The sequence below is a fragment of the Deefgea rivuli DSM 18356 genome, assembly GCF_000620145.1.
Taxonomy (GTDB): domain Bacteria; phylum Pseudomonadota; class Gammaproteobacteria; order Burkholderiales; family Chitinibacteraceae; genus Deefgea; species Deefgea rivuli.
This window is the reverse complement of the sequence record NZ_JHVM01000012.1, coordinates 146126-162145: the sequence shown is the minus strand read 5'-3', so window position 1 is coordinate 162145 and position 16020 is coordinate 146126. Positions and strand designations below refer to the sequence as shown.

The following is a 16020-nucleotide window of genomic DNA, read 5'->3' as shown; positions in this document are numbered from 1 at the left end:
AAACCACTCGCACTATTGCTGCTCGCCTGCGGTAGCACGGCCACTTTTGCCGCATCTAATCTACGCGATGCCGTGGAACAAACCGTTTTACGCAATCCCGAAGTCCGTGCCAAGTGGCTCAATTTCCGCGCTGCGGGCAATGAGCAAGACGTTGCGCGTGGTAACTATTATCCAAAAATCGATTTGCAAGGCTATGCGGGCGTTGAGCGCCAAGATTATCCAAATACCAATACCGGCACTTTTAACCATCCCGGCGTATCGCTGGAATTGCGTCAAATGTTGTTCGACGGCTTTGCCACCTCCGAAGAAGTGCGCCGTCTAGGTTATGGCAAACTCACCCGTTATTACGATTTACTCGCCGCCAGTGATGCCGCAGCGCTGGAAACCACCAATGCGTATTTGGATGTGCTGCGTTATCGCAAGCTGGTGCAGCTCGCCAGCGAAAACTACGCCATTCACCAAGAAACCTTTAATCAAATTCAAGAACGCGTGACTGCGGGTGTCGGCCGCCGCGTTGATTTGGAAACCGCATCGGGTCGTTTGGCTTTGGCCGAATCGAACTGGTTAACCGAATCATCGAATTTGCACGATGTGTCAGCGCGCTATGAGCGCCTGACTGGCGCACTGCCCGCCGCCGAAATGAGTAATGCACCGGACTTTTCGACAAAAACCGCGAAAGATTTGGCCACGCTCAAAGAGCAAATGACACAAAATCCGGCCTTCCGTGCGTCGATTTACAATATTCGCGCTGCGCGTGCTGATGCACAAACCAAGAAAAGCAGTTTTTATCCGCAACTTGAATTGCGCGCCAGCCAAGGTTATGACAACAATCGCGACAATATCGACGGCAGCTATAAAGACGGAAAAATTCAGCTCGTCATGAATTACAACCTGTTCCGCGGTGGAAGCGATACTGCGCGCGCCAGCCAATATGCTGAATTGCTCAATATCGCCCAAGAACTACGCGATAAAACCTGCCGCGATATTCGCCAAACCACACAAATCGCGTGGAATGATACTTATCGCCTGCGAGAACAACTCAAATACCTCGATCAACACGTGCTGTCGACCGAAAAAGCCCGCGATGCCTTCCGTAAACAATTCGACATCGGCCAACGCTCGCTACTGGACGTGCTCGATACTGAAAACGAACTCTTCGAAGCCAAACGCGCTTTGGTTCGCGCCGAATACGATCATCAACTCTCTTACGCACGGGTGTTGATGCAATCGCATGAATTGCTTGCTGCTTTGCAGATTTCGCCGCTCGAAAACACCTCGCCCGACAATGATCTGGGCGACAATTTGGCCGAAGATGAAAAAATCAGCTGCTCAGGCGCTTTGATCGCGGCCGTTCCACTGGATCGCGCCGCTGCTGTAGCAGCGCGCCCACCGCGTAGCGCTGAATCTCTAGCTCCAACGCCAGCGACACCCGTTTCCACTACGCCCACTGCAACGTGCGACAAAACCGTGACTGAGTTTGTTGAAAACTGGCGCACGCAATGGTCTAGCAAGAAAGCCGATGAGTATTTAGCGCTTTACAGCAGTCAGTTTGACGTGGGTGCTGGCCGCACACGCGCCGATTGGGAAGCCAAACGCCGTGCTCGTGTGAACAAAGAAGGCGATATCAGCCTGAAGTTTGAAAACTTTAGCTGCGCCAATGTCAGCAAAGACCGTGCCGACGTGACGTTCAAGCAAAACTACAGCTCGCAAAACTACCAAGACGTAGTCGAAAAAACCTTGGAATTGGTGAGCGAGGGCGGCAAATGGAAAATCAAACGCGAACGCGTAACCAGCGGCCGCTCTGAATAATTAATTGCAAAGTACCAAATCAAACAGCCCGTTTTGCGACGGGCTGTTTTTATTTTTGCCAAGCACATCTGTTACCATCGCATTAAACAAAAACCATGACACACTATGAAACTGCAACTGATTGCTGTCGGCCATAAAATGCCGAATTGGATTTCCGAAGGCTATGCTGAGTACGCCAAACGCATGCCGCGCGATTTCACGCTCACGCTGACTGAGCTCAAACCCGATAAACGCATCAGCGCCCGCACGCCGCAACAAGTGATGGCGGAAGAAGCAGATCGTATTTTGGCTGCGATTCCCGACGGCGCGCGCGTATTAGCACTCGATGAGCGCGGCGCGAATTGGACAACAATGAAACTGGCCGAGCAGATGAAAGACTGGCAAATCGACGGTCGCGAAACCGTGTTTATCATCGGCGGCACCGATGGGCTCGATCCACGCATCAAGCAGCGCGCCGATCAATTACTCCAGCTCTCCGCAATGACGATGCCACACGGCATGGTGCGCGTACTGCTCGCCGAGCAACTGTATCGCGCCGTGTCGATCATCAATAATCACCCTTATCACCGCGAATAGTAAATATTTTTAAGAAAGGAAATGCTATGGACTGGAGTGCGGCATTGGGATTGATAGGACTTGGAGCACTATTGAAGTCAGGAGTAGATTTTTTCCTTAGCCGAAAATCAGCAAGAACCGATTTGCAATACAAAGAAAAAAGAGAGACCTATATTGGCCTTCTAGATGCTTTGCATAAAGCGGCGATCGAGCCAAGTGATATAAATTCAAAGAATTTTGCTCTTTGGCAAACCAGAGTGCAGCTGTTTGGCTCGCCAGATGTTGCCAAAGCGGTTCAAGGGATTATTGATACTAATGATGGTCCGCGTGAAAAACGGGAAGAATTTTTCTCAAAAATGCTCAAATGTATGAAGGCAGATCTGAGTTCTTACACTCTTATTCCCTGCTATTTAGGTAAATCTCATGACCCAACTTTATCTCGCTTCCGGCAGCCCGCGCCGTAAAGAACTGCTCGCGCAAACTGGCGTGATTTTCGAACGCATTGCGGCGCCGATTGATGAAACGCCACAGCCCAAGGAAAACCCACGCGATTACGTGATCCGCATGGCAGTCGAAAAAGCTGAATCGGGCTGGCGGCACTTAGAAGAAATGGGTTTGGCGCTGAAACCTGTGCTTGCTTCAGATACTTCAGTAATTTTCGCTGATGAAATTTTAGGCAAACCACTCGACGCAGCCGATGCAATCAATATGCTGCGCAAACTCTCCGGACAAACGCACGAAGTACTGACCAGTTTGGCGTTAAAAACTGAGGCTGGCGTTGATACCCGCCTAAGCATTAGCCGCGTGACGTTTGCCGATCTGACCGACGCGCAAATCGCCAACTATGTCGCCAGCGGCGAGCCAATGGACAAGGCCGGTGCATACGGGATTCAAGGGCTGGGCGGACTATTTGTTTCGCATCTGGATGGTAGTTTCACCGGCGTAATGGGTTTACCATTACACGATACAGCGGCATTGTTGGCGCAGCATGGCTTAGGCGCTCTCGCCGAATAATTAAGGGTATATCCCACCAAGCCATACTATAAAATGGCTATAACTCAATACCTATAAGGACACAAAATGGCAATCCAAACATTTCCACTTCGTAATGAATACATCGCGCTCTGCGACTTACTAAAAACCCTAGGTATTGCGCCATCGGGTGGCGTGGGAAAAATGATGGTCGCCGAAGGCTTGGTTGAAGTCGACGGCGTGCTTGAAAGCCGCAAAACCGCCAAAATCCGCCCCGGCATGGTCGTCAAAGTTCTCGGCGAAGAAATCCACGTAGTGGCTGAAGCTAGCGCTGAATAAATACGATCCGGCTTACTTGCGCAAATAGCGCAGCGCTGCTGGACGTAATAAGGCCAGCGGCTGTTGGATGCGCAAAATACTCGGTAGCAAGAAATTTAATTCGTCGTAAATGCGATCAATGGTCTGGCTCAATTCCAGCGTTAGAAAATCAGCCAATTCGACCGGTGCGATATGGGTCGCGGCGGCAGGTTTATCCAGCAAATGGCGCTGCAAAAACCGCAAGCCACGTGCGGAGCGTATTAAACGTCGGAAAATCCCAGCTTGCAGCGGCGGAAGTGGCCGCTGCGGTGCCGCCTGCACATCCACACACATTCGCTCTAAAATAATCAGCATCGTGCGCTGGCAGCGCTGCACTTGCTCAAATGGCACGGTTTGCAGCTCGCATTCTTTGGCTGCTGATGCAATCAAGGTGCGCATTTTGATCATTCTGACATTAAAACGATACAAGGCCGCCTCGACATCGGCCGAGCTACGCTGCCCCATTTGGCAATAGACAAACGCCGCCTCGCGCAAATTTTCTGCCAATAAAAATCGCCAACGATCTATCGCCCGCGATGGCAACAAAGATGCAAAAGTAAACGCAATCGACGCGCCTATCATTGCATTAAGCAAACGCCAGAGTGATTCTTCCAATACAGAATCGCCCATGCCGCCCACGATAACGAGCGTAACGCCAGCAATCACTGCAGCATCACCAGCAGGCCCCAGCGCATGATAGGCGCTCAGAAAAATTGCCAGCACCAGCCAAGCAAAACCCAGCCAAGGCGATACCAAATACAAAGCCACCGCCAGCAAACCAGCCAGCGCGCCAATTAATGTACCCAGTACCCTTTGGCCCGATTTTTTCGCCACGTCGCCCTGAGTCTGCACATTGCCCATCAGCACAACAATCGTAATCAGCGTCCAACTGCCATAAGGAATGCCGAACACGATATCAATCGCACCGCCGCAAGCAAACGCCAGCATCACGCGTAAAGCATGAATCTGGCGATGATTTTGGTATAAAAACAGCGGGTTTTTAAGCACGCGCCATGAGCTGAGAATAAAGTTAGCGATCGACATGGTCACACCATAACAAAGTGCCTGTGATTTTGCGAACCCAGCGGTCTAAACGCTGCCGCATGATTCACCGCAATTGTTCACTTGAAACTGTCAGCTACAGATGCTTTAAGCACGCCTTTGCATCGCCAAGCATGCCGATACCGCGTAGAGCAAACCGATCAAAATCAAAATCGGCCACAACGCGCCATCCATCGCCCAGCGACTCTCTAAATAAATCGGCAAACTCAAAACGATATATTGCAACAGAAGAAATGCGAGCAAACCCAATGCAATTTTGCGCAAGCGCGAGAATACGCGCTGCATGATTGAACGACCTTGAAACATCAGCAAAACCTTGTATAGCCAAATCAGCTCGCGATTTATACCGCAATCTGATGACGGTGACATGACATTTCACAATATCCCATGAATATTGCAACGCCTGATTTAAAATGCCAGCAATTCGGCTTCTTGGGCATTGCTTTTACTCACTGCGCTAATCTGCAAATTCTCACCGCAAAAGCACAAGCGCCCCGCACCTTCAATCAGCAGTTTGCCCATCATCAACTCACGATGCTCACCACGATACAACTCAATATCTTCGCTCAACTGATCATGCGTCAACCACACCCCACCATCTTCACACCACAGCTGCGCCGCGTGGCTCAGTTCCACCACCAGCAACTCATTTTCGGCGACATTCAATCGTAGATAGGTGACCATTTCTTTCATCCGCTTGGCATAGGAAATTCACTATATCCAATAAATAAAAGCCTGTAGCTGATGATTTTTCTGCTTTGATGTGAGTAAAATTCACATAAACTAATGCAGAAATAAAATTTGTGAACGCGAAATTGCCCGCGAATACCCAGCTTCGTGGGCAAGCCCGCTCCCACAAACTCAACAAGAATTTATTACTTAAGCATTTTTATACCGTCTTGCTAAGGAATCTATGAGCCAAATCCCGCCCTTAAGCGCCCTGCGCGCATTTGAAGCCGTCGCCCGCTTGGGTAGTGTGGTCAAAGCCGCCGAATCGCTGAATGTGACGCACAGCGCAATTAGCCATCAATTGCGCGCTTTAGAAGATTTTCTTGGGCTCTCCTTATTTTTGCGCGAAGGAAAGCGGCTGCAACTCTCAGAAGAAGGCCGAATTTACGCACTGCGCGTGCGTGGTGCATTGGCCGATATGCAGGACGCAACGCAACGCGTACTGACTCGCCCCAAACCCAATGACATCACCATTGGCGTGGTGCCATCGTTTGCGCTCAACTGGCTCGTGCCGCGCTTGCCTGATTTTAAGGCTAAATTTCCGCAATACACCGTCAACCTGCGCGCAGGTTTGGGGTTTGAGGAAATGAATAACGGCTTGCTCGATATGGCGGTGCGCATGGGTGCGGGCGGCTGGGATGGCATGAAACAAGTGCACTTGATGGATGATTATCACATCGCCGTCGCTGCGCCCCACTACCAACCGCGGCCAACGTCGCCCAATGACATTAAAAAAGCGACGATCATCCATAATCCCGCCATACCGTGGGCAACGTGGTGCCAAGCTGCAGGGCTGGCCGATTGGCGGCCGACGCCAACGTATTCCTACAACGACAGCAATCTGGAACTCGAAGCCGCTCGGCTGGGGCACGGCATTATGTTGGCGCGTACCTCGCTGGTTGAATCGCACCTCGCCAACGGCACGCTAGTGCAAATCACCGATATTTGCGTGCCCTACCAATATCCCTACTGGCTAGTCTGGCCGGATCGCAGTGCGAGCAGCGGCAAAATCGCTGATTTTAGCGCATGGATTAGCGAGCAAGCCAACACTTACATCAAGGGTATTCACCTACAGAGCATTACAATAAAAGCCTAGATAGGAATACCCATCAAGCAAGTGACACATTACCCAATCCGCATTATCCAAAAATATAGATTTTTTGAAGCTAGGGTCTATTGACCCTAGCCTCGAAGAATTGACGCGCTCAACACCGCAAAAATTAAACCTTGAATTGCGCCGCGCCAGCAAGATGACTGTTTGCTGTGTATCACCAGACTAATGTCACCATTCATGAAAAATGACACAAATCAAAATGAAGACAAATCATTGATTTTAAATGAAAAATAAAACTTAACTCCCCCATAAATGAAATCAATGCCGCAGAATATTTACACCCACTTATCCCGCTGGCATAGTGGCAACGCCCAGCTGAAATTAAATCATACTGCTCTGCTGGAACGACAATAAGCGCATTTAAAAACGAGCGCAGACGCGAAATTCGCCGCCAACAAAGAGATAGAGTAAAAACAACACTACCAAAGGTATATGCCGCTAGAGCATAACCAAAAAGATTTACCGGGCAATACCATAGAAAATCAATTCAGCCTTGATGCCGGTGCAAGCTGAATACATACAAAACTGGATGGAAGAGACATGATAAAAACTCAGCACTTCACAGGTGCAAAAAAAGCATTGCTGCTTAGCTTCGCTGCGACAGGTTTACTGTCGCTGGCCAACACGGCATCCGCCACGGCAGTTTGCAATCCGTTTGAACCTTGGGCCGAAGGCGCTAGCTACGCCAGCGGCAAAACCGTCACTTATAACAATATTGACTACCAAGCCCTTACCGCCCATACCGCCTATGTCGGCGCGAATTGGAATCCGGCTGCCAGCCCGACTTTGTGGAAAAACCTCGGCACGTGCAGTAGTTGGACTGTGAGTAATCCACCGACACCAACGATCAATCCAACGCCAACCCCAACGCCTTCAACGTCGCCCACGCAAGTGACGGTGCTCGAAAGCCAAGTGCGTAAATATGGCCCATGCACCAACATTCCAAATCCTGATCAAACCCCCTACTGGACTTTCGGTGCGGTGTATCAAGCAGGTACGCACATTCGTCCTTCCAACTACATATATAGTCACTACCAAGGTTGGGCACGATTCACTGCGAAAGTGACACACACCAGTACACCAGCAACTCGGCCGATTGATAACGGAACCACACTCACATACGATGCCGCCATTTGGGATGTTGAGTTTGTAGTACCAGGCGTATGCCCAACTAGAAGCCCGACAGCAACACCGACTACGACGCCAACGCCCACCCCGACTGCAACCCCAATCTCAAGCATTGGCGCATGGAATAGCACTACGGTTTACACCGCCGGTCAACGCGTTAGCCACAATGGCCGCACTTTTGAAGCCAAATGGTGGGTACAAGGCCAAACGCCGAATGCTGCGGATCAATGGGGTCCGTGGAAAGACTTGGGTGCAATCAATTTAACGACGGCAACACCTTCGCCAACGCCAGACCAAACAACACCACCTTGCTCATCAGGTCCACAAGGCACTACACCACCATCGCAGCCGGGCTACATTTGGGAGTGGGTTATCACTATTGACGGCGCTTGCCATCGTGGAGAATGGAAATCAAAACCAGCACCAACGCCCACTGCATCGGCAAGCCCAACGCCAGGCTCACATGCTTTCGTCACATCAGTAAAAACCACCACTTGGAAAAACGGCGCGAAAGGCGCGTATTCCTTGGTGCATGATGATTACTGCTCGATGCCAGTTGGCACAGATCCGTATATCAAAATTATGGATCCAGAGCTGAAAAACCGTGGTCTGGTGGCGGGTTTTGCGGTCATTACTGGCAATTGCTCACCGCAACACTGGGCGGCAGCCAAACAAATGATCGCTAATGGCCATGAAATCATCAGTCATAGCCGCAATCATCCTGATCCTTATATCAACGATGCTGAGCTGGAAGCGCAATTGAATGGCTCTGCGGCGGATATTGCCGCCAATCTAGATGGCTACAAAGCCAGCTATTTTGTTTGGCCGAGCGATACTGCATCGTCGACGGGGACGAACTTCCTGAAATACAGCTCTCAGTATTTAGGTGGTCGTGCTTCGCATCTACTCAATAATGGCAATGTGGATTACACCACGATGCCAGCAGGGATCAATCCACCTGACTTTATCAATGCTTACCGCATTAAGTGGGACTTGTTCACCGTCGATGGCAAATGGTCGCTCTACCCGATGGGCAGTGAAATTCTCAATCTGCACATCGATGCGGCCATCAATCAAGGCGGCTGGGCAACGCGCACCATGCACAGCGTTGATACTGGCTATTGGGAAACTGCACCGTTGGCACGTTACCAAGCTCACCTCGATTACGCCAAAGCCAAAGTCGATGCTGGCGAGCTGTGGATGGATACACCAAGCAACGTGATTAAATATCGCTTTGCACGTGAATTCTGCAAACCAGCGCTAAACGACGGGCAACTGTTCTTTGAAACATGGGCGCCAGAATGCAAACAATATGCAACGCCGATCACGCTAGAATTCAGCACTCGCGAGCTTAATCAAGAGGCCAAAGAAGGCGTGTTTGTTATTCAAAATGGCAAAGCACTGACTGTCACACCAAAAGGAAACAATACTTACCTCGTGACGGCTGATCCAATGGCTGGCGTAGTGACATTCAAGCTGTACCCGTAATCTGGCTCTACACTCAGCACGCATCAAACTGAGTTAAAGCATCAACTTGATCCCCCCCCGCCGTTGGCGCGTGGGGATTTCTTACATCGTGATTTGGCACAACTCACCATTAGGCAATCACCCACCCGCCTTACGCCGTAAACCCGTAAAATAGCGTTTTTGCTCCGCTGCCGGTTTTCTTATGTCGATCATTTTGTCCACGCTCAACGCCCGTTACACGCATGCCTCACTCGGGTTGCGCTATTTGCAGGCCAATATGGGCGATTTGCAAGAGCAAACAGAAATCATCGAGTTTGTCATCGGCGGTAAAACGACTGAGTTTGTCGAACGACTGCTGGCGAAAAAGCCCAAGATCATCGGTTTTGGCGTGTATATCTGGAATGTTGAAGAAACGGCACGGCTGGTCGCGATGCTGAAACGCGTTGCGCCAGAGATCAAAATCATTCTCGGCGGGCCGGAAGTGTCGTACGAAACGACTGAGCAAACCATCGTCAAAGACGCTGATTTTGTCGTCACTGGCTGGGGCGAAATCACGTTGCCCGATCTGTGTCGCCAGATTTTGAACGGTCCGCAACCGCTAATGAAAATCCACGTTGGCGTGCAAGCCAAGCTCGACGATTTGCAGCTGCCCTACTCGCTGTACACCGATGAAGACATTAAAAACCGTACGCTGTATGTCGAAGCGTCGCGCGGCTGTCCGTTTAAGTGTGAGTTCTGCCTGTCGGCGCTGGATAAAACCGCGTGGCCGTTTGAGTTGGAGCGCTTTTTGGCCGAGATGGAAACGCTGTATCAGCGCGGCGCGCGGCTGTTTAAATTTGTCGACCGCACGTTTAATCTGAACATCAAAACCAGCCTGCGCATCATGCAGTTTTTCCTCGATAAAATCGCCGCGCATCCGAATGATCCGGTGTTCGCTCACTTTGAGGTCGTCCCCGACCATCTGCCCGAAGCGCTCAAAGACGGCATTATGCAATTCCCGCCTGGCGCTTTGCAGTTTGAAATCGGCATTCAGAGTTTTAATCCTGAAGTGCAAAGCCTCGTCAGTCGCAAGCAAAATAATGAAAAAGCCGCCGAGAATATCCGTTGGCTCACCGACAATTCGCACGCGCATTTACATGTGGATTTGATCGCAGGCTTGCCTGGCGAAACGGTGGCTAGTTTTGGCGTAGGTTTTGATCAACTGTACGCGCTCAAGCCGCATGAAATTCAATTTGGCATTTTAAAACGCCTGCGCGGTACGCCGATTATTCGCCACACAGCCGATTTTGGCATGGTGTACGACCCCTTCCCGCCGTATACGATTTTGGCCAACCGCGACATTGATTTCACCACGATGCAGCGCTTAGTGCGTTTTGCCCGCTACTGGGATTTGGTCGCCAATTCGGGGCGTTTTGCCAATACGCTGCCGGTACTATTGGGCGACGCGCCGTTTTCGAACTTTATGGCATTCGCCGATTGGCTCTATCAAAACACCGACGCCACGCACCGCATCGCGCTGGATCGATTGGCGAAAATGGTGGGTGAATGGCTGCAAACGCAAGGCATGTCGGCGCAAGCGACGACAGAATTACTGGAAAGCGATTACGCCGGAAAACAGAAAAAACCCAAAGCCGCAGCAGATACGGTTGCGCCATTACGGCAGGCATTACATCTACACGCTTAAAAAATGAAGGGTATATTAATTTATGGCTTATTTAATAGAATCTACATTGATATACCCAGATAAAAATCAAACATACAAATCATAATGCATATGACTGCCAAACCCAAATCGCCTTTGGTTTACCTCTTTGATTGGGGTGATACTTTAATGCGCGACGATCCCAATCAATCATTGCCCATGGCCGAATGGGAGCACGTGGAGGCGGTCGACGGTGCATTGGCACTACTGACCAAACTCAGTCAATCATCGCGCCTCATGCTGGCCACTAGCGCAGCGGCTTCCAATGAAGCACAGATTCGCGCGGCACTGGATCGCGTTGGCTTAGGCCAATATATGGAGCGAATTTATTGCCAAGCTAATGTTGGGTTCACTAAATCAACTCAATTTTATCAATTCATTTTGGATGATTTAGCACTGAACCCCACCGAGATCGTGATGATTGGCGATCATTTTGACAATGATGTGCTTGCCGCTAATGCACTCGGCATTTCAGCGGTATGGCTCAACACACAAAACCAATACCAAGCAACATCAAAGTTGCACACCACGATCCATCATTTAAGCGAATTATTAGATAGGTCTTGCTCTATCTAAACTTTGTTGACTAACAGACGGGTTAGAGTTTGATCATCTAGCTCTCTTAGCAAAACGAAATCACCCATTTATTCAGGTATATCGATACAGGCATTACTAAAAAATAGCTACATCAATATACCCAACACAGAGCCAACATCGTGGAATTATTAAATATCGAATGCCTCGGCAAATCGCTGCGGCTAGAGAGCAGCCTTGCTGGCTGGCAACAGCTGTTTTGGGACAATGCCTTAGTCGCCGAAAAAGCTGCCTCGGCCGAGCGCGGTGAAGGCGACAATGTGCTGCAATTTGAGCTGCACGCCCCTGCTTCTACTGACTCCGACGCACCCAACACGCTACACATTCGTTTAGAAACGCAACTGCAATGGCAGCCGTTTTCGCTGCAATATCGCCTATTCATTAACGATGAAGTCGTGCTGCAAGGTCAGCGCGACACGCACGATATCGAGCGGCAAACGCCGGTGAGTACACCGGCCACGCACAGTAAATTCAGCCTGCTCGGCATCGGTGCGCTGGCGCTCAAATTATTGAAAAGCGCCAAAATGATCAAAGTAGCGTTGGCCGGAGCCAGCGTCGCGGCTTATTCTTGGCTGTTTTCTTTCCAATTTGCGCTGGCGCTCTTGGCTTGCTTGGTGTTTCACGAATACGGCCATATTCGGGCGATGAAATATTTCGGCATGAAAACCAAGGGGATTTACTTGATTCCGTTTATGGGCGGCTTGGCGATGTCGGACGAGAAAATCAATACGCGCTGGCAAGACGTGGTAATTGCGATTATGGGGCCGTGTTTTGGGTTGCTGCTCTCGCTGGCCGCTATGCTGGCCTATTGGCTGACGGGCAATATCTTTTTTGCTGGGTTGGCGACGATGAATGCGCTGCTGAATTTATTCAATCTGCTGCCGATTTTGCCGCTCGACGGCGGGCATATTCTGAAAAGCATCAGCTTTTCACTGCATAGCAAAGTCGGCCTGATCGCCTGCATCGTCGGCGCGGCACTGGGCGTGTTTATCAGCTATTCGCTGGGCTTGGCTTTACTGGGATTTTTACTGCTGATTGGTAGCCTCGAAATCGTCTTTGAATGGCGCAGCCGCCACCAAAGCCATTTGCTCCCGCTCGATCGCTACGGCCAGATTTTTTCCACCGTCTGGTATTTACTCACCGTAGGCGCGCTAATCGGCGTCATTTGGTATTTTGCAGGTCATGGCGACGAAATACTCAGCCTACCGATGAAGATTTTACAGGGCTAATCTTTCACATCCAATATCATGGGTATATTAGTACATGCTTTAATTAATAAAACCCAGATTAATATACCCTACATTACAAAACAAAAAAGCCAGATCTTCCGATCTGGCTTTTATTTCATCTAACAACCGCTTTATTCAAACTGAATAGGTAATCATCTTCAGTCCCACTGCAATCGCTAAATACTATCCATGAAAAATTACTCAGGGAAGTGCCCACCTAAAGCCTGATGCAAATTCACACGATTGCTGAGGCGCTCGCTTTGCAGGTGCAATAAGTTGGCTTGTGCGCTGGCTAAATTGAGTTGCTGTTGCAGCACTTGATACAAATCGCCTTTACCCACTTTTTGCTGCACTTGCGCGTAAACCAGCGATTTTTTCAATTGCGCGGTTTGGCTTTCCAACGCCAGTTGGCGCTTTTGCAGGCTGCGCTCGGCGGCTAATGCGCCCTCCACTTCGTTAAATGCAGTGATCGCCGTTTTGCTGTACTGCGCGATGGCTTCTTGCTGTCTGGCATTTTTGGCTTCAACTTGGGCTTCTAATAAGCCGCCAGTGAAAATCGGTGCCAGCAATTGGCCGGTCAGCGCCCAAAGTGGATTTTTCAGGCTAGGATCCAGCACCACAACCGAATCTTCGATATACGCCACGCCGCCGCTTAATTTCAGCGAGGGTAGCCGAGCGCGTTTAGCAACTTCAACATCTTGAAATGCCGCACGAAAGCGTTGCTCGGCGGCCAGTACATCCGGACGACGTGTCATCAGCTCGGAAGGAATTCCGGCTGGCAGCGCCATACTGGCGACCGGCAAAGTGGCGGCCGCAGTGACTTCAGCAGCAGGATAGCGCCCGAGCAAGACTTCCAGACTGCGTTGCAGCTGGTTTAAGGCCTGCTCATTAGCCGCCACCTGATTGCGATACAGTGCCGCACCCGCTTCGCTCAGTGCTACATCTTGCGCGGTATTGCGGCCCACTTTTTGCCCAGTTTGGATCAGCTGCACTTGCTTTTCGGCCATCTGCTGCATTTGCTTGGCAAAGGCCAGCTGCTGCGTGGCTTCTGTGGTGGCAATCCATGCTCGCGTAACGGCCGCTGCGATGGCTTGTTGGCTGTATTGCAAATCCAGTTCGCTGGCTTTAAAACGCGCATCTGCAGCGGCTTCTTCGGAATGCAGACGCCCCCACAGATCGACTTCCCAAGCGGCGATGACGCCAATCCCAGTCGTGCTCATGCTGGAAGTCGGAATCGCCGAATCACCCGTTTGCGCCCCAATGCCCAAACTCGGCAACATTGGGCCGCCCGCTGCTTTAAGCGCAGCGCGAGACTGATCGATGCGCGCGCCAGCAATTCGCAGATCGGCATTGTAAAGCTGTGCTTCGGCAATCAGTGCTTTAAGCGCGGCATCTGGCGTAAAACCCAGCGCTTCGGCATCAAATTGCCCCGGCGTTTGGCTGTAACGCCACTGCGCTGGCACGCTGGTTTTACCCAGCGCCAAGGGCATTAATTCATGCTGACTAGGCGGCGTAGCCACGGCGCAACCGAGCAAAATACCAGCCCCCAGCAGCGCCATGAGTGAAGTGCGTAATTTAAACATTCACCCTCCTTAGTGTAATTTCAGCACGAGGTAATTCACCAGCGACTGAGCACGAATCATCACCATACGCAGCAAATGCAGCGCAGCAAGTTTCTCGGTATAGACAGCGCCACCACCGCGTGAGCCCATCGGGATAAATGGCAGTTTTTCGCCCTCTTTCGCCACCGGAACCAGCTTAACGGCAAATTTTTGCGCCAGTGGTGCGTGAAGCATTTCTGACGGTGCATTCGGAATCACCCCCGATTGCACCAATTGTCCCTGCCCAGTCGCCCAAACAATCGAATCGACTTTAGCAAACACCAGCTCACCGGGTAAGGTTTTCAACGCAACTTCGGCTTTATCACCCGGCTTCACATAGCGCAGCTCATTTTGCGCAAAAAACGCCAGAATACGCTGCTCATGCTCAACGAAACTCATTGCAGGCTTGAATGGCATTGCGACCAGATAATTACCTGGGCGCACCGCCACATTGACGGCATAGCCATCGGCTGGTGCACGAATCACTGTGGAATCGAGGTCGTACTGTGCTGCTTCTAATTGCGCTTTGATTTGCGCCACGCTAGCCAGATCGGGGCCGACAACGCCTTCGAGTTTGGTCGTTACTTTGACTTCGGCTGTTTTTGCACTGGCGACTGCCGATTCGGCTTTTTTCACTTCAGTGGCAAAATTTTCCACATCAAATTGATTGCCCGCACCGGCTTTGGCTAATTCGGCCGCTTGCGCCAAACGTTTTTTCATTAAATCGAGCTGCGCTTGCGCGGCACTGGTATTGCTTTTGGCATTATCTAAATCTTGCCAAAGTGTTTTTGCCGAAGCGGTTGCATCAGCCAGCTTGGCTTGTAGTTCTTTCACTCTCAAACGATAAGGCGTGTTATCAATTTCCAGTAAAACATCGCCTTTTTTGATCATCGTATTGCCTTCGACAGCCACCCGCGTTACCGTCCCTGGCACACGCGGCACAATTTCTGCGACAAAGTTCATCACCCGTACATCGCTCGACGACGGTGACACGACATTAATCGTAAAAATAATCGTCGCTGCCAATAGAATGGCACCTGTAGCCGCGCCAACTTGGGTTTTGATATTCCATGGCAACCATTTGAGCTTAATAAAAATCAGCCAAACCAGGCCGCAGTAACCACCAATAATAAGTTCAAGCATCGTTTTTCTCCGCAGCGGCTTGCTGGTTGCGCACAATCACTTCGCGCTTCTGGCTGAGGCCTTCAAGCTTTTCTTTCAATAGCATCATTTCATCATCCACCACAGCGAGATCCATCGGCTTATCCGCGTGCTCGCCATCCGGCTTCAAGAAATAATCGTCATGTTTATCGGTGCCGTAGGCAATTTTGTAACCGACAGGTCTGGTAAATGCCCATAGCCACGCAATAGGCCACAGTAAACCGCCAAATAAGAGCGAGAGTAAACAAACAACTTGAATCCCATGCTTTTGCGGATGATGGTGTTTTTCGGCAAAAACTTCAGGCAGTACGTGAACTTTCCAAAATAGATAAATCAGCGCAATAGGCACCAAAATAATCACAAACCAAACCATGACATCGGCGATTTTTTCTTCCATGCCAGGGGCAAAAGCCCAAGCTTGGCTAGGCAATAGGCTGGCCAGCAACGCAGCCAGCGCCAGACCATTTTTTTTGAGTGTTTTCATTGCATCTCCTTATCAGGGGATTTGGCGATATGCAAAACGGGCCAAATCAAGTACTG

The 16020-nt window shown here is 50.4% G+C and carries 16 protein-coding genes; 10 read left to right on the top strand and 6 right to left on the bottom strand.

All coding sequences use genetic code 11. From position 1 onward, the window contains the following. The 5 genes from Q320_RS18770 to Q320_RS0106450 all read left to right on the top strand — a co-directional run. A partial coding sequence (locus Q320_RS18770; RefSeq protein WP_035852743.1) for a TolC family outer membrane protein occupies positions 1 to 1809 on the top strand: 1809 nt, incomplete at its 5' end. A gap of 105 nt (positions 1810 to 1914) precedes the next feature. Continuing rightward, positions 1915 to 2385, top strand: coding sequence for a 23S rRNA (pseudouridine(1915)-N(3))-methyltransferase RlmH (gene rlmH / locus Q320_RS0106465; protein ID WP_027468331.1), 471 nt, complete (start codon positions 1915 to 1917; stop codon positions 2383 to 2385). Between the two features lie 26 nt (positions 2386 to 2411). Further along, positions 2412 to 2828 (top strand): hypothetical protein, encoded by a 417-nt coding sequence (locus Q320_RS18765; RefSeq protein WP_211251184.1) that lies wholly within the window; start codon positions 2412 to 2414, stop codon positions 2826 to 2828. After that, positions 2788 to 3378 carry a Maf family protein gene (locus Q320_RS0106455; protein WP_027468330.1) on the top strand — a complete coding sequence of 197 codons (591 nt, stop codon included), beginning with the start codon at positions 2788 to 2790 and terminating at the stop codon, positions 3376 to 3378. The genes Q320_RS18765 and Q320_RS0106455 overlap by 41 nt, the downstream gene beginning before the upstream one ends. A 66-nt stretch (positions 3379 to 3444) precedes the next feature. Further along, positions 3445 to 3675, top strand: coding sequence for an RNA-binding S4 domain-containing protein (locus Q320_RS0106450; protein WP_027468329.1), 231 nt, complete (start codon positions 3445 to 3447; stop codon positions 3673 to 3675). Between the two features lie 12 nt (positions 3676 to 3687). Here the strand turns inward: Q320_RS0106450 and Q320_RS0106445 are convergent, their stop codons facing one another. The 3 genes from Q320_RS0106445 to Q320_RS0106435 form a co-directional block, all read right to left on the bottom strand. Next, complete coding sequence (locus tag Q320_RS0106445) at positions 3688 to 4737, bottom strand: FUSC family protein (RefSeq protein WP_027468328.1); 1050 nt, start codon at positions 4735 to 4737, stop codon at positions 3688 to 3690. A gap of 105 nt (positions 4738 to 4842) precedes the next feature. Beyond that, positions 4843 to 5061, bottom strand: a complete 219-nt coding sequence (locus Q320_RS0106440) for a hypothetical protein (RefSeq protein WP_156939001.1) — start codon at positions 5059 to 5061, stop codon at positions 4843 to 4845. Between the two features lie 102 nt (positions 5062 to 5163). Continuing rightward, positions 5164 to 5439, bottom strand: a complete 276-nt coding sequence (locus Q320_RS0106435; protein WP_156939000.1) for a hypothetical protein — start codon at positions 5437 to 5439, stop codon at positions 5164 to 5166. Positions 5440 to 5668: 229 nt separating this feature from the next. On the opposite strand from Q320_RS0106435, the gene Q320_RS0106430 reads away from it, so the two are divergent. The 5 genes from Q320_RS0106430 to Q320_RS0106410 all read left to right on the top strand — a co-directional run bounded on the left by Q320_RS0106430 (position 5669) and on the right by Q320_RS0106410 (position 12718). After that, on the top strand, positions 5669 to 6580 hold the full coding sequence (locus Q320_RS0106430; RefSeq protein WP_027468325.1) for a LysR substrate-binding domain-containing protein: 912 nt from the start codon (positions 5669 to 5671) through the stop codon (positions 6578 to 6580). A 558-nt stretch (positions 6581 to 7138) separates the two neighbouring features. Continuing rightward, the gene (locus Q320_RS0106425; protein ID WP_027468324.1) at positions 7139 to 9214 is read left to right on the top strand and encodes a carbohydrate-binding protein; all 2076 of its coding nucleotides are present in this window, start codon (positions 7139 to 7141) and stop codon (positions 9212 to 9214) included. 181 nt (positions 9215 to 9395) lie between these two features. Further along, positions 9396 to 10877 (top strand): B12-binding domain-containing radical SAM protein, encoded by a 1482-nt coding sequence (locus tag Q320_RS0106420; RefSeq protein WP_027468323.1) that lies wholly within the window; start codon positions 9396 to 9398, stop codon positions 10875 to 10877. A 90-nt stretch (positions 10878 to 10967) separates the two neighbouring features. Continuing rightward, on the top strand, positions 10968 to 11471 hold the full coding sequence (locus Q320_RS0106415; protein ID WP_027468322.1) for an HAD family hydrolase: 504 nt from the start codon (positions 10968 to 10970) through the stop codon (positions 11469 to 11471). 140 nt (positions 11472 to 11611) lie between these two features. After that, on the top strand, positions 11612 to 12718 hold the full coding sequence (locus tag Q320_RS0106410; protein ID WP_027468321.1) for a site-2 protease family protein: 1107 nt from the start codon (positions 11612 to 11614) through the stop codon (positions 12716 to 12718). A gap of 197 nt (positions 12719 to 12915) precedes the next feature. On the opposite strand, the gene Q320_RS0106405 is transcribed toward Q320_RS0106410, so the two are convergent. From Q320_RS0106405 to Q320_RS18760, 3 genes are read right to left on the bottom strand one after another with little or no spacing between them, the layout of a single operon-like run. Then, positions 12916 to 14301 (bottom strand): TolC family protein, encoded by a 1386-nt coding sequence (locus tag Q320_RS0106405; RefSeq protein WP_027468320.1) that lies wholly within the window; start codon positions 14299 to 14301, stop codon positions 12916 to 12918. A gap of 9 nt (positions 14302 to 14310) precedes the next feature. Beyond that, positions 14311 to 15462 carry an HlyD family secretion protein gene (locus Q320_RS0106400; protein ID WP_027468319.1) on the bottom strand — a complete coding sequence of 384 codons (1152 nt, stop codon included), beginning with the start codon at positions 15460 to 15462 and terminating at the stop codon, positions 14311 to 14313. Continuing rightward, positions 15455 to 15964 carry a DUF3302 domain-containing protein gene (locus Q320_RS18760; RefSeq protein ID WP_084282420.1) on the bottom strand — a complete coding sequence of 170 codons (510 nt, stop codon included), beginning with the start codon at positions 15962 to 15964 and terminating at the stop codon, positions 15455 to 15457. The genes Q320_RS0106400 and Q320_RS18760 overlap by 8 nt, the downstream gene beginning before the upstream one ends. Between the last annotated feature and the right edge of the window lie 56 nt (positions 15965 to 16020).